This is a genomic window from Candidatus Phytoplasma pruni (assembly GCF_001277135.1).
In the GTDB taxonomy this organism is placed as follows: domain Bacteria; phylum Bacillota_I; class Bacilli_A; order Acholeplasmatales; family Acholeplasmataceae; genus Phytoplasma; species Phytoplasma pruni.
Genome location: NZ_LHCF01000002.1, coordinates 34,654 through 53,193 on the forward strand (window position 1 = coordinate 34,654; position 18,540 = coordinate 53,193).

13 protein-coding genes are annotated in these 18,540 nt (G+C 28.2%); 11 read left to right on the top strand and 2 right to left on the bottom strand.

Going from position 1 to position 18,540, the window contains the following annotated elements; all coding sequences use genetic code 11:
• The first annotated feature begins 598 nt into the window (after positions 1–598).
• The 9 genes from asnS (at position 599) to thrS (ending at position 11,004) form a co-directional block, all read left to right on the top strand.
• Positions 599–1,993 (top strand): asparagine--tRNA ligase, encoded by a 1,395-nt coding sequence (gene asnS / locus CPX_RS00620; RefSeq protein WP_053521331.1) that lies wholly within the window; start codon positions 599–601, stop codon positions 1,991–1,993.
• Between the two features lie 46 nt (positions 1,994–2,039).
• Positions 2,040–3,134 carry an ABC transporter ATP-binding protein gene (locus CPX_RS00625; RefSeq protein ID WP_053521332.1) on the top strand — a complete coding sequence of 365 codons (1,095 nt, stop codon included), beginning with the start codon at positions 2,040–2,042 and terminating at the stop codon, positions 3,132–3,134.
• Positions 3,135–4,100, top strand: coding sequence for a carbohydrate ABC transporter permease (locus CPX_RS00630; protein ID WP_053521333.1), 966 nt, complete (start codon positions 3,135–3,137; stop codon positions 4,098–4,100).
• Positions 4,093–5,007: a carbohydrate ABC transporter permease gene (locus CPX_RS00635; protein ID WP_053521334.1), complete on the top strand. Its 915-nt coding sequence runs from the start codon at positions 4,093–4,095 to the stop codon at positions 5,005–5,007. The genes CPX_RS00630 and CPX_RS00635 overlap by 8 nt, the downstream gene beginning before the upstream one ends.
• 37 nt (positions 5,008–5,044) lie before the next feature.
• Entirely contained in the window at positions 5,045–5,755 is a 711-nt protein-coding gene (locus CPX_RS03450) for an ABC transporter substrate-binding protein (RefSeq protein WP_268760244.1), read from the top strand.
• A complete protein-coding gene (locus tag CPX_RS03455) occupies positions 5,701–6,570 on the top strand; it encodes an extracellular solute-binding protein (protein ID WP_268760245.1) in 870 nt (289 codons plus the stop codon). The genes CPX_RS03450 and CPX_RS03455 overlap by 55 nt, the downstream gene beginning before the upstream one ends.
• Before the next feature lie 76 nt (positions 6,571–6,646).
• Entirely contained in the window at positions 6,647–7,615 is a 969-nt protein-coding gene (locus CPX_RS00645; RefSeq protein ID WP_053521335.1) for a DHH family phosphoesterase, read from the top strand.
• A gap of 25 nt (positions 7,616–7,640) precedes the next feature.
• On the top strand, positions 7,641–9,011 hold the full coding sequence (gene mnmE / locus CPX_RS00650; RefSeq protein ID WP_053521336.1) for a tRNA uridine-5-carboxymethylaminomethyl(34) synthesis GTPase MnmE: 1,371 nt from the start codon (positions 7,641–7,643) through the stop codon (positions 9,009–9,011).
• 67 nt (positions 9,012–9,078) lie between these two features.
• On the top strand, positions 9,079–11,004 hold the full coding sequence (gene thrS / locus CPX_RS00655) for a threonine--tRNA ligase (protein WP_053521337.1): 1,926 nt from the start codon (positions 9,079–9,081) through the stop codon (positions 11,002–11,004).
• A gap of 192 nt (positions 11,005–11,196) precedes the next feature.
• On the opposite strand, the gene ftsH is transcribed toward thrS, so the two are convergent.
• The gene (ftsH, locus tag CPX_RS00660; protein ID WP_235443172.1) at positions 11,197–12,804 is read right to left on the bottom strand and encodes an ATP-dependent zinc metalloprotease FtsH; all 1,608 of its coding nucleotides are present in this window, start codon (positions 12,802–12,804) and stop codon (positions 11,197–11,199) included.
• A gap of 28 nt (positions 12,805–12,832) precedes the next feature.
• On the bottom strand, positions 12,833–14,086 hold the full coding sequence (locus CPX_RS03185) for a periplasmic substrate-binding domain-containing protein (RefSeq protein ID WP_235443173.1): 1,254 nt from the start codon (positions 14,084–14,086) through the stop codon (positions 12,833–12,835).
• Positions 14,087–14,965: 879 nt separating this feature from the next.
• On the opposite strand from CPX_RS03185, the gene secA reads away from it, so the two are divergent.
• Both secA and CPX_RS03190 read left to right on the top strand, forming a co-directional pair.
• Positions 14,966–17,473: a preprotein translocase subunit SecA gene (gene secA, locus CPX_RS00670; protein ID WP_053521338.1), complete on the top strand. Its 2,508-nt coding sequence runs from the start codon at positions 14,966–14,968 to the stop codon at positions 17,471–17,473.
• Positions 17,474–17,821: 348 nt separating this feature from the next.
• Positions 17,822–18,031: a DNA methyltransferase gene (locus CPX_RS03190; RefSeq protein WP_235443179.1), complete on the top strand. Its 210-nt coding sequence runs from the start codon at positions 17,822–17,824 to the stop codon at positions 18,029–18,031.
• Positions 18,032–18,540 lie beyond the last annotated feature (509 nt).

Sequence of the window (18,540 nt, forward strand, 5' to 3'; positions counted from 1 at the left end):
ATCTTTTTAAACAAACGCAAAAATTCATAACATAAAAAAACATAAAATGAAGACAATATCGTTGATTTATGCATTTCTCTGTGAATATATTAATGACCTAATTTCTTTCATTATGACAAGAACAGGATTTATTTATCTTCTCTATGATAAACTCCACAGACATTTGTTAAGTTAATTCGTTAAAAATAACTTGACAATTATATATAAAATAACTTATAATTAAAGTGAATTATATTTATTTGTTTGTAAAAAAGTTTTTACATTTTTCTTAATTTTTAATGATTATTAAAATTTTTAAATAGGTAGTTAATGAAATCTTATTATTAATATTAGTTTTTAAAATCTTAAGATCGATAAAATAACGTATTTATCTTATATTTTGTATGAACGAAAACTTTTATCTTTTTTAGTTTTATTTTCTTTTTTATCTATTTATGCATTATTTTAATAATTATTGATAAAATGATTCTTTTCCATGTAAACATTATAATTTGATTTGAATAAAAAATATGATTTGATGATTTTATTAATATTCTGACAAAGAATTAAAACAATTTTTAAAATATTAATAATTATTTTATTGGCGGGAGCTAAAAAAATGTGTTCTGTTAAAGATATTTATACCGATTACGCTCTTTATTTAAACAAAAAGATCACCATTAATGGTTGGATAAAAAACGGTCGTTTTCAAAAAAAATTTGTTTTTATTGATGTAAATGATGGCACTTTTGTAGATGACTTGCAAATAGTTTTAAAAGAATCTGAAGGGATTGATTTAAACAAGATTAAAGACTATTTGACGATAGGAACTGCTGTAAAAGCGGAAGGTGTTTTGGTCGCTACTCCTCAAGCTAAAAAACCTTTTGAATTGTTAGTTTCTCAAATACATATTTTAGGCAATAGTTCTTATGAGTATCCTATTCAACCTAAAAAACATTCTAAAGAGTTTTTACGCACAGTGGCTCATCTCAGATTAAGAACTAATCTCTTTGGGGTAGTTTTTCGCCTTCGTAACACAGTTTCTATGGCTATTCATCATTTTTTTCAACAAGAAGGATTTATTAACGTGCATACACCCATCTTAACTGGTAGCGATGGCGAAGGAGCGGGTCAATTATTTCAAGTTACAACCTTGGATTTAAACAAAGCCCCTTTAAACGCCAATAAACAAATCGATTATAAACAAGATTTTTTCGGACAACCGGCTTATTTAACTGTAACGGGTCAATTAGAAGCTGAAGCTTTCGCGACCGCTTTTAGTAAAGTTTATACTTTTTCCCCTACTTTTAGAGCGGAAAATTCTCATACTCAACGACATATGTCTGAATTTTGGATGGTAGAGCCAGAAATGGCTTTTTATGATTTAGGACAGAATATAGCAATGGCTCAAAAAATGCTCCAAAGTGTGATTTCTTATTCTTTAGAAAAGAGTCAAAAAGATTTTGAATTTTTAGATCAAAACGTCGAAAACGGTTTAATTCAAAGATTAACTACTATAGCTACTTTGGAAAAATTTCCACAAATAACGTACGAAAAAACAATTAATCTTTTATTAAAAAGTGAAGTAAATTTTGAACAAAAACCTTTTTATGGTGGCGATTTAGCTACAGAACATGAAAAATATTTAACGGATAAGGTTTTTAAAGCGCCTGTTTTTGTGATTAATTGGCCTAAAGAGATTAAAGCTTTTTACATGAAAAATAATCCTGATAATAAAACAGTGGCTGCTATGGATCTTTTAGTCCCTAAAATAGGTGAATTAATTGGTGGTTCACAAAGAGAAGAAAACTTAGAAGTTTTGGAAGCTAAAATAAAAGCTTTTAATATTTCCCAACAAGACTTAGAATGGTATTTAGATCTACGTCGTTTCGGCACATGCGTTCATTCCGGTTTCGGCTTAGGTTTTGAAAGGCTAATGCTTTATTTAACTGGTTTAGACAATGTTAGAGATGTAATTGCTTTTCCAAGAGTACCGAATAATATTTCTTTTTAACTTTAATAAAAACAAAATCAAAAAAGGATACTAATAAAAAACGATCATGGGAATTATAATGAAAAATGTTTCCAAAATTTTTACAAATCAACAAACTAAAAAACAAACTTATGCAATTAAGGACTTAAATTTAGAAATTAAAAAAGGCGAATTAGTGAGTCTTTTAGGGCCTTCCGGTTGTGGTAAATCCACTATTCTTTATATGATTGCTGGACTTTTAAAAGTGAACGAAGGGGAAATTTTTTTTGGAGATCAAAATGTGACCCATCTTCCTCCTGAAAAAAGAGGAGTAGGTTTGGTCTTTCAAAATTACTCATTATACCCACATATGACAGTGAAACAAAATATTATGTTTCCTTTGCAAAATTTAAAAATGCCTAAAGAAGAAATACAAGAAGAAGTAGACAGAATAGCGGTTTTAACTTCTGTAGAAGAATATTTAGATAAAAAACCAGGAGAACTTTCTGGCGGTCAACAACAAAGAGTCGCTATCGCTCGTGCTTTGATTAAAAACCCTAAAGTACTGTTATTAGATGAACCTTTATCTAATTTAGATACTAGATTACGTTTTCAATTGAGAGACGAAATTAGAAGAATACAAAAAAAGACCAAAATTACTGCTGTTTTTGTCACACACGATCAAGAAGAAGCGATGTATATGAGTGATAAAATATATGTGATGAATAAAGGTTATATCCAACAAACAGATGTTCCTAGAGAAATTTACAACAATCCTGCCAATTTATTTGTAGCCTCTTTCTTAGGTGTTCCTCATATTAATATTTTTAACGGTACTATAAATAATGGTGAAGTTAAAGTTGGCGATACCGTACTTTTTAATAAATCAGAATTAAAAGGGCAAAAAAAAGACGTTCATATAGCTATCAGACCAGAAGGTTATATTTTAGATGAAAAAGGTCTTTTTGAAGTTCAAGGGATAGCGATTGAAAGTCTCGGCAGAGAAACTGTTTTATTAGCTAAAAAACCAGAATCTTTACATAAAATTTTTCAAATTATCATCCCTACTTATAAACAAAAAGAATTGGATTTCGCTCATATTAATAAAACCACCGTTCGTTTTAACATTATGGAACATAGATGCTTTGTTTTTGATCAAAATGATGGTAGTAGGATTTTATAAATGTTAGAAATTGCAGGTCACAAACAAAATAAACATTGGTTTTATTTAGCTCCTACTTTAATCGCTTTAACTTTATTTTCTTTTTTTCCTCTAATTAAAAATATCATTATTTCTTTTAACGGTGATTACCAAAAATTTAGTGATTCTTTTAGTAAAACAGAATTATTAAGTTTCAAGAATTATGCTAAAGTGCTTCGAGATGTGGAATTTCGTTACTCTCTTAGGAATACTTTAGTTTTGGTTCTTTTAACAGTCCCTATTTCTTTAACCTTTTCTTTAGTTATCGCTTTAGCTTTGAATAGTGTTTATAATCATTATTTAAAAGATTTTTTTAAAACTTTTTTCTTTTTGCCATTACTTGCTAATACGGTTATTATGGGTATGATTTTTAGTTCCTTTTTTTACCACAATAACATCCCTTCTATCAATAAGCCGGAAGGTTTATTTAATAATTTTTTAAATCTTTTTGGCATGAAACCTAAAAATTGGATTAATATTTCTGCTCCTTATATGAATAAAATGTTTGTTATTATTTTTTATAACATATGGCACAGACTACCTTTTAAAATTTTTGTTTTCGTATTGGCTTTACAAGATATTAATAAATCTTATTATGATGCTGCTAAAATTGATGGGGCATCCAAATGGCGCATTTTTACTAAAATAGTATTGCATTTATTGGCTCCAGTGCTTTTTTATCAATTTATTATTGAATTATTGACAATCATGAAAGAATATGAAACTGTTGTCGGAGTTTTCGGTAAAAACGCTGATTATAAAATTCAAACTATTGTGGGTTATATTTATTCTCAAATCAATAGTCCTAATTATAATTCTTATTCTAAAGGCGCAGCAGCAGCTGTTATATTATTGTTTTTTTCCGTTTTATTTACGACAATTAGCTTTGTATTACAAAAAAGAAAAAATAAATTAGCGAAAGTAGATAGCGAAAGAAAAAATGAGTAAAATAAAATCTTTTTTTAAAAACACATGGGAAAAAATACAAAAATTCAAATTGAAGCACAAAATTAATTTTTTTTTCATTATGAAATTTAGTTTTTTGTTTTCAGTTATTCTGTTTTTGACCTTTCCTTTTTATGTGATGGTTATTACATCTTTAAAAAATAAAGCCGATATTGAAACCAATAACGCTTTAATGTTACCTCAAAGTTGGGAATGGAGAAATTATAAAGAAGTTTTTCGAACACCAAATTTTAAATTTATTAAATACTTTTTAAACACTTTATTAATGGTTATCATTTCTACCACTTTAGGAACTTTATTCGCTGTTTTGGCAGCTTTCGCTTTGAGTATTTTGAATTTCCCTCTCAAAAAAACTATTGTCGCTCTTTTATTTATAGCGATGATGATTACCAGCGAAACCTTAGTATTAACTAATTTCCGTACTATAGCTAAATTGGGGATGGTTGATACTGGCAACGGCGCTTCCTTCCCTTTAGGGGTCACTTTCGCTATGGTGTTACCTTATTTAGTTAACGTGGTTCATGTCTTTTTAATTATGCAGGCTTTTCAACGCGTTCCTAAAGAATTATATTATACTTCTAAAATAGATGGTACTACTGATTGGGAATACCTTTGGAAAATATTAATTCCCATCACTAAATCTTCGATTATTGTGACTGTTATTTTTAGAACAGTAGCGGCTTGGAATGCTTATTCTTGGCCAGAATTAGTAGGAGGTCAATTGTTAACTAATATGATAAGAAAAACATTTGACGGAGAAAGTGGTATCGATCAGTTGCACCTACAAATGGCGGTTTCTGTTTTGATTAATTTACCATTATTATTAATTTTTATTTTTTCAAAAAAATACATTATATCTGGGGAAAATAAAAGTGGCATCAAAGGATAATTTTAAAAAAAATAGTTTATTTATTGGTTTATTTTTTTTGTCAATCTTTATATTGATTTATATTGACAATTTGTTCACTTCGCCTAAGGATAAAACTTTTTATCAAAAAGAATATGATGATTTGAAAGTTTTAGTTGAAAACAAGTTTAAAAATGCAGATCAACAACAAAAATATTTCGAAGATCCTGATAAAAAGGTAGAAATTGTTTTTTGGCATAATTTATACCCAGAAGAAAAAAAGGTTTTAGATAAAGTTATTAAACAATTTGAAAAAAAATATCGTAGCATTAAAATTAAAGAAGTTAATAAATCAAACTGGGGTAATATCGCTAAAAGCGTAGCTAACGCATTGCCAGTTAATAAACAACCTAATTTAGTTTTTTCATATCCTGATCATGTGGAATTTTATTCTAAATCTCATAAGGTAGTGCCTTTAGATATTTTTATACAAGGAGATGATAAAAACATTGAAGGTCAATTTTACAAAACTTATTTGAAAAAAAATACATTAGAACATGGATATGATGGAAGAGAACATTATTACAGCTTCCCTTTTAGCAAAACAACTGAAACACTTTTCTATAATAAAGATATGTTTAAAGAATTTCGCAACGTTTTAAACCATACCCTTAAAGACGAAGTCATAAATGAAGATGGTGTTATTTACCTAACAGATCAATCAAAAGGCTTAACTTGGGAACAATTAGAAATCATTGCCGAAAAAATGAAAGAATTAAAAAAAACATAAACGGTTTTATTCCGATAGTAATCGGTAGCGAAGCCAATTTATTGAATACTGCTTTTCAACAATCGGGAATAAAATTTCCAAAAACTCAAAAAGAAGCTGAAGAATTTTTAAGAGGAGAAAAAGTACAACAAGTCATCAAATATTTTAAAGAAAAATTTTACAATACAGGTTATATGACTACTTCGAAAATGAACGGCGAACAAAAAGCTTTAGATATGTTTTGTCAAAAAAAGAGCAGCATTTTTATTGATTCTACAAGACTGGTTCATAAAGTTCAAGAAAGCGATTTGAAAAATGTAGGTTTATCAAGGGTACCTTTGTTCACGTTAACGAAAGAAGAATATAAATATAAAAATGTGATGCAAGGTGCTAATATAAATATGTTTTATTCTTCTGAAAAAGATGAAATGTTAGCTTCTTGGTTATTTTTAAAAACCTTAACTTCTCAAGACAACCTTATTAACTTGTTAAACGCCGAAGGCGGTTTAAACATCACAAGACAAGATATTTTTAAAAAAGTGGAAAACAAAATAAAAGATCCTTCTAACCTTGATCCAATAACTGTAGAACCGAATACCCTTCATTTTATTTCTTTAGAATATGCCTATAATAATCAAAAAACAGACGATGATAAACAAGAAGACAAAATTTTTTTTGAAACACCTATTTTTCCTAATTCAAACTTTTTACGAACTTTTTTAGCCGAATTATTTACTTATACATTAGCTATTGATCAAAGTATAACAGAGGACGCATTGAAAAAAGAAATCAAATCTTTATGCGCACAAGCTGCTACAAGAATAGAGACTAATTAATCTTACATAAAAAAACATTAATCATTAATGATAAGTAATTACAAAAAACAATGAAAGGGAGGCGCCCATAAGCATAATGGATTTTATTAAACAACAAATTATTAATTTTGATACCATTATCATTCACGGACACAAAAGACCGGATGGAGATTGTTACGGTTCTCAATTAGGTCTTAAAGATATTATTCAAGAAAACTATCCTCATAAAAAGGTTTATGCCGTAGGAGAGATTAATCCTAACATGGCTTTTTTAGGAGATATGGATTCTATCACAGATGAAACTTACCAAGACGCTTTATCAATCGTGGTTGATTCTGGTAACGCTAATATTATTAGTGATCAAAGATATAAATTAGGTAAAATGATTATCCGAATAGATCATCATTTATCAGCAGAAAAGTATGGCAATTATCATTATCAATGGGTAGAACCTCGATTCGCTTCTTGTTCAGAAATGATTTATACTTTTAAAGAATATCATAACTATAAAATAAGTCTTAAAGGAGCGATGCCGATGTATGTAGGAATGGTAACTGATACCGGCAATTTCCGTTTCGATAGGGTAACGGATAAAACTTTACAAATGGCTTCAGAATTGTTGCAATTTGAATTTAACGCTTTTGAGATAGATAAAAAAATCAACACGCAAAGTTTACAAATGTTAAAATTAAAAGGTTATATTTGTGAAAATTTTATCGCCGAAGATGGTTTAATTTATATTCAAATTTCACAAGAAATCATTAAAAAATTTAACTTTAGTATTGATGAAATTTTTTCTATAGTTAATATTTATAGTAATGTTGCAGATTATCCTGTTTGGGCTTTTATCGTAGAGATGTCTAGTCAAGAATGGAAATTAAGCATCCGTTCTGCCGGTCCTAAAATTAACCATATTGTAAGTAAATTTGATGGCGGAGGACATTTAAGAGCTTGTGGTGCTTTTGTGAAATCTCAAGAGAATATTGATGAAATAATTAATTCATTAAAACAATCCATCAAAGAGTTTAAACAAGAAGAAACCCTGAACATAAGTACAGAAAGTTAATAAATAAAAAAAGTGTGGTGAAGCCATGTACGAAGAAACTATTGCTGCTATTTCCACTCCTTTAGGAACGGGAGGAATCAGCATTATCAGAATCAGCGGCGCTAAAGCGATCGAAAGTATAGACCAAATTTTCAAAAGCCCTAAAAAACATTTTACTTTAAAAGAAGTTCCTTCTCATACTATTCATCATGGTTACATTCTAGACCATAAAAACGATATTTTAGATGAGGTTTTAGTGTCAGTTTTTAAAAAGCCTAATTCTTTCACTGGCGAGGATGTAATAGAAGTGCACGGACATGGTGGTATTTTAATTACTCAACTATTATTGGAAAGAATTTTATCCTTAAACATTAGAATAGCTGAACCAGGCGAATTTAGTAAAAAAGCCTTTTTAAATGGTAAAATAGATTTAATCCAAGCAGAATCTATTATGGATTTGATTCATGCTCAAAACGAGAATGCTATTAAATTATCTCATCTAGGTTTACAAAAAAAAACGTCTGAACTCATAGAAATTCTAAGTAAAGATGTTTTAAGTTTAATCGGTAAAATAGAAGTTAACATTGATTATCCTGAATACGAAGATATTCAAATGATGACTAATGAGATTATTTTACCAGAAGTTCATCGTTTAATTAAAAGTATGCAAGATATTTTAGATCATTCTGTAACAACGCGTTTTTTAAAAGAAGGCATTAAGACCTTAATTATTGGCAAACCTAATGTGGGTAAATCGAGCTTATTAAACGCTATTTTAGACGAAAAAAGAGCGATTGTTTCTGATATAGCTGGAACTACTAGAGATTTTTTAGATGTGCATGTTAATATTAAAGGCGTTTCTTTAAATTTAATTGATACTGCAGGAATTAGAAAAACTGATGATCCTTTAGAAAAAATGGGCATTTTACTGTCTAAAAAATTCTTCAAAGAGGCGGAATTGGTTTTATTATTATTAGATCAAAGCCGTCCTTTAAGCCAAGAAGATAAAGAATTACTAGAAATGACTAAAAACCATCCACGCATTTTAATCGGCAGTAAATCTGATTTACCTTCTGAAATGAATTCTTCTTTTTTAGAAGAAGAAATTGTTTTGATTTCTAACATCACCAAAAAGGGGATTAAACAACTCAAAGATAAAATTTTAAAAACTTTTCAATTAGACCTGATTGAAGAGAAAAACTTTAATTATTTATCTAATTCTAGACATATCCAACAAATGAAAAATGCTTTGCAAGCTTTAAAAAATGTTATTATAGATATTGATCAACAAATTCCGATAGATATTCATATTATTTCTTTAAAAGAAGCTTATGAGGCTTTAGGATCTATTGTAGGAAACAATATTAATGAAACCTTAATGGATGAATTATTTTCTAATTTTTGTTTAGGAAAATAGTTCTTTTAAACAGGTTTTTATGTATAATTTATAGCATTGAATAAAAGAAAGGACTAGATTTAGCTTTATGATTAAAATACGTTTTAATAATGATGTAATAGAATCTTTTTCTAAAGGAATTACTCCTGTTGAAATCATTCAACAACAAAATTTAAATTTTGCTACTAAACCGATAGCCGCTTTATTTAACGAAAAAGCGATCGAGTTGAACCGTCCTTTAGAAGAAGATGGCACTTTAGAAATCATGATAGAAAAGCATGAAAAAAGTTTGGAAATTTTAAACCATAGTACCGCTCATTTAATGGCCCAAGCGATTAAAAGGCTTTATCCTGAAGCTCTTTTTGTTGTCGGCCCAACCATTAAAGAAGGTTTTTATTATGATATCGATTTTCAAAATTCAGTCGTTTCGGAGAATGATTTTGCGACAATCGAAAAAATGATGCAAACTATTTCACAAGAAAAATTAGCTATTATGAGAAAAGAAGTTAGCTACGAAGAAGCAGAAAAGTTATTTGCTGATAATATTTATAAACAAACTATATTAAAAAATATTAAAGACCCTATTTTAAGCGTTTATACTCAAGGTGAATTTACTGATCTTTGTCGCGGCATCCACATGACTAATACTAAATTTATCAAACATTTTAAATTGTTAAAAACATCTGGTTCCTATTTTCAAGGCAGTGTTAAAAATAAAGCTTTAACAAGAATTTATGGTATTTCTTTCTTTAACAGGCTAGATTTGAAAAATTATTTAAATTTATTATTAGAAAGAAAACAAAGAGACCACAAAAACATAAATAAAGAACAAAATTACTTTATGTTGTCTCCTGAAGTGGGAGCGGGTTTGCCTTTTTGGTTACCTAAAGGCGCTACTATACGTCGTATTTTAGAAAGATATATTGTGGATAAAGAATTATCTTATGGTTATCAACATGTTTATACTCCTATTATAGCTAATACTAAATTATACGAAGAATCAGGCCATTTAGAGCTTTATAAAGATAATATGTTCCCTATTATGGAATTAAAAAAAGAAGAAAAACTGGTTTTAAGACCGATGAATTGTCCTCATCATATGATGATTTTTAAACAACAATTACGTAGTTATAAAGATTTACCTCTTAAAATCGCTGAATTAGGAATGATGCATAGATACGAACATTCTGGAGCCGTTTCGGGTTTGCAAAGAGTAAGAGAAATGACCTTAAATGACGCTCATATTTTTATCACTCAAGAACAAATTAAAACCGAATTTGTGAAAATTATGAATTTAATTTTTGAAGTTTATAAAGATTTTAATATTACGGATTATTTTTTCAATTTAAGTATTAGAGATCCAGAAAATAAAGATAAATATTTTGATGATGATAATATGTGGCATAAATCTGAATCTATCTTAAAAGAAATTTTAAATGGTTTAAGCATCAAATATAAAGAGCAAAAAGGTGATGCTGCTTTTTATGGTCCTAAATTAGATGTCCAAGTTTTAACCGCTTTAGGCAATGAGGAAACCTTATCCACTATTCAATTAGATTTTCTGTTACCACAAAGATTTAACTTAACTTATATTGGTGAAGATAGTAAAGAACATGCTCCTATCGTGATCCATAGAGCAGTTATTTCCACAGTAGAACGTTTTTTAGCTTATTTAATTGAACAAAATAAAGGTGTTTTTCCTTTATGGTTAACCCCTTTACAAGTTGTTTTAATACCTGTTAACGCTCAATTACATTTAGAACATACTAAAAAAATACAAGAAATTTTATTGAAACATAATTTAAGAGTAGAAATTAACAATAAAGAAGCTACTTTAGGATATAAAATTAGAGAATCTCAAAAAGCCAAAATTCCTTTCCAAATTGTTATTGGCGATCAAGAGTTAACTAGCAATCGTTTGACTTATCGAGAATACGGTGATAATAAACAAAATAACGTTTCTGTGGAAGAATTTGTTTCGATGTTAAATGATAAAATTCAACAAAAAAAATAATTTATTTATTTTGAAAAAAGAAATGAAAAAAATTCGCCGCAAGGTGCAAATCATAATTAAACCATCTTTAAGGATGATTTTTTCTTTGTCTTAAACCAAAGTATAGAAATAAAAAAGAGACCTAATATGGTCTCTTTGTTTTGCAAATATTGTTGATGTATTGAAACCCTTTTTGGGTTTTAAAATTAATAATTAATGAAGTTGTTGAACTATTTGTTCTAATTGTTCTTTGACGATAGTTTCTTGTTCTAACAATGTGTTAGCTATTTTATCTAATAAATCTTTATTTTCTTTAATTATTTTTCTTGTTTCTTCCATGCATTCATCGATGATTTTTTTAATTTCTTTTTCTACTATTTCATTACGTATAAAAGAATTATTATCATTCTGCATAGGTCCTAAATCAGACATCCCTAATTTAGTTACCATTTGGGTCGCTATTTGAGTGGCAGATTTAAAATCTCCATAAGCTCCGTTAGAAATATCATCAAACATTAATTCTTCGGCCGCTCTGCCGCCTAAATAAGAGATAATATTAGCTAACATTCTTTTTTTAGAAGAAAAGAAAGTTTCTTTTTCTGGCAACATTAAATTATAACCACCAGCATTGCCTCTTGGGATAATAGTTACTTTATGTACTTTAGGAGCATGTTTTAACTTTAAACCAATAACAGCGTGCCCCGCTTCATGATAAGCTACCATTTTTCTTTCTTCTTCATCGTATTTTCTTGATTTTTTCGCTGGACCCATTAAAACACGATCAATCGCTTCTTCTAGTTCTGTTTGAGTAATTAATTTTTTATCATTTCTAACTGTTAAGATAGAAGCTTCATTTAAAACAGCAGCTAATTGGGCCCCACTCATAGAAGTTGTTTGTTTAGCGATTTGTTCTAAATCAACCGATGGATCTAGTTTTTTATTTTTAGCGTGCACTTCTAAGATCGCTTTTCTCGCTTTTACATCAGGTAAACCAACAGTAAATTGACGATCAAATCTGCCGGGACGAAGTAAAGCAGGGTCCAACATATCTTTTCTGTTAGTAGCGCCAATAATAATAATTCCTTTAGAAGTAGTAAAACCATCCATTTCGGTTAAGAGTTGATTTAGAGTATTTTCTCTTTCTTGAGAACCGCCACTATTCCCGCGGCCTCTTTTACCACCTAAAACATCTATTTCATCAATAAAAATTACACAGGGAGAATTATATTTAGCATCTTTGAATAATGATCTTATTCTTGCGGCACCAACTCCAACATACTTTTCTACAAACTCAGAACCAGATACTGAATAAAAAGGAACATTTGCTTCTCCAGCAACCGCTTTCGCTAATAAAGTTTTACCAGTTCCTGGTGGTCCTTCTAATAAAACTCCTTTCGGAATAGAAGCCCCTATATCTTGGTATTTTGTAGGATTTTTTAAAAAATCAATTAATTCTTGCATTTCTTCTTTTTCTTCTTCATTTCCAGCTATATCTTTGAAAGTGAATGAACTTCTTTGAGAAGAAGAAATTTTTTTAGAAGATGAACCATCATTTGCTAAAAACATTTCTCCCCAATAACCTAACAATAACAAAGTGGAAATAGGTCTTAAAAACTGATCTATCGTGCCTTTAATATCGCGATTAATAATGATGTTACATAAATAATATTTTTTAAATCGATAAATACCGTTCGATCTTTTTGGGTTCAGGATATATTTATCTAATACATCTGATACAATAGTTAAAAAATAAAAAATAATTAACATAATAATAATGTTTTTAAAACTAATTTTTTGTTTTAATTTCTTCATGATCTTCATATCAAATTCATCCTGATAATCCCTTTCTTTAATTTTTGGCTATATAATTGACTAATGGAATATGAAATCGATAATCTTTAATTAAAGCTAATAATTTTATAAATATTTCTTCATATGTTTGTTGTATGAGTTGTTTTTCTTGAGTTTTGTTACTTCCTCTGGGCAATAATTTTAAAATAACATTATCGTAAAAACATAAAAATTCTTTATGAGAAGAAGTGAAAAGACCTGTTTGCGGATCGACTCCTGGATAAGCTATATCATATTGATTTCCTGTTTCTGATTTCAAGCCTGAAAAAAATTGGGTATCAATTTCATTACCTTGTTGCTTTTCTTCATCTAAATATATTTTCAAAGGGGAAAAGTTTAAAGTTATTTTTTCTTCTCCTATACCACCACTATTTAAAACATCATTAATGATATACCAATAATATTTTGCTTCCCAATAATCATTTGCTTCATTGCAATTTTCTTCATTGCGTTCAGCTTTTTCTGGTATTATACTCAAGCACATATTCATATTTTGCGAAGGATCTTGTGTATTATTGATTTTATCAACTATTTGCATTTTGATTTGATTTTCTGGTAAATTATTTTTATTAATAAAAGTAGTGAATAAATGTTTTATTTGTTTTAAAATTGAATCAGTTAAATCTTTTAATTTTGTTTCTTCTAAATATTCTTCTAAATCTTCTTCTTGAAACAATAAATTTAATTTATAATTCTCTTGTTTTTGTTCAGTAGTTAAATCATCCCAAGCTTGTTGTAATAAGTTTAGAGCTTTGTCTTCATCAAAACCGTCATTTTCTAATTTATCGTCTTTATATGCTTTAGCATCTTCTTCGTTAAAAGGGAAATTTTTTGCAGGAAAATAAACATGATTATCGTTGAAAAAAGCTTTGGTAAATAACACTGGAGATGATGATAATTTGAAATTATCATTTGTTTGTTCTAAATTTTTTCTATTTAAAGAGTGATAAATACTTTTGCGGAAATTTATGTTTTTAGTTAAAGCGTTTGTATATTTATCATTTGACAAAAAACTTAAAAAAATTAAAAGACCGCTGTCTGCAACTTTTTCATTTAAAATCTTTAAAGCGGTTTGTTCTTTTTCTGGTGTTGTATTTGAAATAACACTTGTGGAAGAACTTTCGTCCTTATTGTCTTTAATAAAACTTTTAACTCCGAAAAAAACGCCAACTATCAGCAAAATCCCTAATAATCCTATTGCTACTAACGTTATTATTTTCTTATGTTTCCGAATAAATTCTTTATAATTCATTTCTTTTTTAACCTTTCTTCATTTTCTTCATTTTGGAATTAATTTTTAATAATTTAGAAAATTAAATTATTAAAAATTATTATACACAAAAAAAAAAAAAACAAGTCTTAGCGAGTTAATTTCGTTCTGCCCAACAAGAAAAAGATGAAAAAAATTACCATTTTTGATATAATGAAAATATGAAAAAAGAGGACCAAAAAAGGTAAAAACCATTTTAAAGCATTTTTCAAGAATAATTTATCTTTTTCAAAAGAGAAAAAAAACCTAGAGAACTATTTTTTAAAAGAGTTGTAGGACTTGTTATCAGATGATTTTCTATGAGAAGATATAATAATCTTTCCTTGTGTTAAATGTACTTAACTAATTATTAATTATTAATTAATGGAGGGAATTATGTTATTATTATAATATTAGCATATTTTTTTATGAAGCAATAAAGTTCCTTAAAAAAAGTTTTTCTTTTTCTTATTGGTCTTAATTATTGGACTTTTGTGAAAAAATAAAAATATAAAAAACAGCTAATTTAGACCCATAAATAATTTTTTTAAATTTCTTTAGAAGGTTGTTTTTTATCAAAAATATTTCTTTTAAAAAAATGTTTTTCTCCCAGAAAAGAGATATTATTAATTTAAGGGTTGGTTTGTATTATTAAACACTAAATAAAACTATTAAAAAAGGTTTGAATTAAACTAATTAAACCAATAAAGAGCAAATTAATCATTACTTTTTTCTTTTCATAAAAGAGGTAATGCTCATTAATATTAAAAAAGAGCAAAAAAACTTAATTTTTAATATTATTAAAATAGATATTAATTTTTATTCAATTAATAAAAATAAAAATAATCGATAAATTATTTTTTCAAGAAAGGTTATATAAACATGTTAAGTTTTATTAAAAAATTATTTGATTCTTCCAATAAATATTTAAAAAAAGCGAAAGTAACAAGTACTAAAATTGAAAAATTAGAAGAAGAGATGCAACGACTAAAAGATGAAGATTTTCCTAAAGAAACCGAAAAATTAAAACAACGTTTTCAAGAAGGTGCTTCTTTAGATAGTTTATTAGTGGAAGCTTACGCTTTAGCGAGAGAAGCTTCCAGAAGAGTAACTGGTTTAACACCTTATTACGTACAACTTTTAGGTTCTATCGTTTTACATCAAGGACAAATAGCCGAAATGAAAACAGGAGAAGGTAAAACTTTAACTTCTGTTTTACCAGCTTATTTAAACGCTTTAAGTGGCAATTCAGTTCATATCGTGACAGTTAATGAATATTTAGCTAGTCGTGAAGCCGAAGGGAAAATAGGCGATATTTTCCGTTTTTTAGGCATGACTGTAGGTTTAAATACTAAAGATAAAACCATTCCCGAAAAACAATTAGCTTATCAAGCCGATATTCTTTATTCTACTAATAGTGAATTAGGTTTCGATTATTTAAGAGATAATATGGAAACTGATATTAATAATTTAATGATGCATCGTGATTATAACTACGTTATTATTGATGAAATAGACTCTATTTTAATTGATGAAGCCAGAACTCCTTTAATTATTTCGAGCAACACTCAACAAGGTAAAAAGTTTTACCGTGATGCTGATCGTTTCGTAAAAAGCTTAAAACCAGAACATTATATGATCGATTTAGAATCTAAAACTATCGAATTAACTGAAGAAGGCGTACGAAAAGCTGAAGCTTTTTTCCAATTAACTAATTTATACAATAATTCTCACTCTTTGTTATTACACCACATTAAAAATAGTTTAAAAGCCGGTTTTATTATGGAAAAAAATAAAGATTATTTAGTGGATAAAGGACAAGTCTTAATTATTGACCAATTCACTGGTAGGATTTTAAATGGTCGTCAATTCAGCGATGGTTTACATCAAGCGATCGAAGCTAAAGAAGGATGTGTTATTAAAGAAGAAACAGAAGTTTCCGCTACTATTACTTACCAAAATTTCTTTAGAATTTACCGTAAAATGTCAGGTATGACAGGAACAGCTAAAACAGAAGAAAAAGAATTTGTTAATATTTATAAAATGAAAGTAGTGGAAATTCCTACTAATAAACCAATGATTAGAGAAGACGCTCCTGATTATGTTTTCGCTTCTGCTGAAAAAAAATGGCAAGCTTTATTAGGCGAAATTGAAAAAAGGCATGCTAGACAACAACCTATTTTAATAATCGGAACATCAACAGTGGAAGTTTCTGAAGAAATATCTAAATATTTGAAAAAAAGAAAAATTAAACATGAAGTTCTTAACGCTAAAAACCACTCTAAAGAGGCAGAAATTATCGCTAAAGCCGGACATAAAGGTTCTATCACTATCGCTACTAATATGGCTGGTCGTGGGACTGATATCCGTTTAGGCGAAGGAGTAGTTGAATTAGGTGGATTAGCTGTTTTGGGGACCGAAAGGAACGAGGCACGTAGAATCGATAACCAATTAAGAGGACGTGCCGGACGTCAAGGAGACCCGGGTTTTTCCCGTTTTTTCGTTTCCGCTGATGATGATTTAGTGAAACGTTTTGGCAGTAACAGAATGCAAAGAATTATCGCTATGTTACAAAACAACAGCGATTCTGATGAACCTATCACTTTAAAAATGTTTAGTAATTTTGTGACTAATATTCAGAAAAAAATCGAATCTTCTAATTATGATTACCGTAAATTTGTTTTACAATTTGATTCTGTTTTAAGATTACAAAGAGAAATCATTTACCAACAAAGAAAAGAAATTTTAAAATCTGAAGAAGTAGATGTTTTAGCTGTAAACCTAATGAATAAAACTTTAAACAGTAATATTGATTACTTTTTAAAAAATAAAATGACCAATAAAGATGATGAAGGTATTAAAGAATTTATAACTTATTTAGAAACTTTATTTTTCCTTCCCAATACTTTTACGGTCCAAGATTTCCAAACTCAAGAAGAACCACGTTCTCTTTTGACTTCTAAAGAAATAGAAGAAGTAGTGCAAAAAAAAGTAACGACTTTCTTGGAAGAGCAAAAAGCTAAATTACAAGTTATTGATGATAAGCAGTATTTTTATGTTTTAAGATACATTATGCTACAAAAAATAGATTCTTATTTCAAACGTCATATTAATGATATGAATATTTTGAGAAGAGGAATTAATTTTTTAAGTTACGGTCAACAAAACTCCTTAGTAGTTTACCAAGAAGAAGGGCAAAAGTTTTTCAACCAAATGATCGAAAATATCGCTCTTGATGTAACAAAAACTATTTTAAAAAGTTCCACTTTAACCGACCAATTAGTGGAATCATTTCAAGAAAAATTAATTTTCAACCGTCCTGTTTCTAAAAACAATACTGCGAAAAGGAAAAATAGAAAAGTTAGAGGTTCTAGAAAACCTTGGAATTAAACTTTTTTATACCCCAAAAATGAACATCATTTAAAACAGTCTTTTAAAGGAGTTTTTATTTTCTGAAAATATTTTTAGTATTTATGGCAAAGGGTATTGTCCGATAGAAGGAAAATAAAATGAATAAAAACGAAAAGATAAAACCTATATGTTCCTTATAAAAATAATCATTTTTTAGATTTAGTTAATAAAAAACAAAACTCACTTTTAACATTTAAAGCCGAATGTAATTCAAATACCTGCTTTAGAAGGTGGAGCTGGTTTAAAAGAAAGATTTTTTTATGCCGCACTTGTTAAAATAAAATTTTACCATCCAAAGAGTTAAAAAAACATTTAAAACATGATACAATAGTTCATCCTACGCAAAAACCTCAATTCTTAACTGAAAAACTGATTAATTCAGTTATTAAAATAAAAACACCAGGAAATGTTTTAATCCCTTTTATGGATTTTGGTTCAGAATTATTAGTAGCTAAAAGGATGAATTTAAATTATATCGGCATTGAAATAAATCCTAATTATGTGTTTTTAACTGAAGAGGTTTTGAAGAATGTATAAATTAATTCTTCAAATGTTGAACAATTTGGAAGCAAAATTAAAAAAATTTCATAATCTTTTTGATTATGCAAGTTGAAGCTCTTTACAATTAGAAGAATTAATTGTAAAAAGAATTCAAGAATATTCTTCGAATTTTGATAAGATCGAATGGGGTTCTGCAACAGTCGCAATGTAGAACATGAATTTTGATTAACGGCAAAACTCGTATTCAAATTAAATTTGGCAAAAAAAAAAAAACTAAATTAGTTTTTTTCTGGCCATAGGTTAAGTAGATTTAATGGCTATTTTAAACAAATTAATAATTTTCTGAATGGATTTGATTATTCATTAATAGCCATCCCTTACAAAAGAAAAGAAATGAAAAATGGTAAAAAATATTTTTACGAAGTTATGCAATTTCAAAATGATATATTAAAAATTTCTGAAAACGATTCATGGGTTAAAAAAGGTAAAAGGGCATCGATTAACTAATTCTCATGGAGTGGTTTTTTCAATATATCCTTCAATGA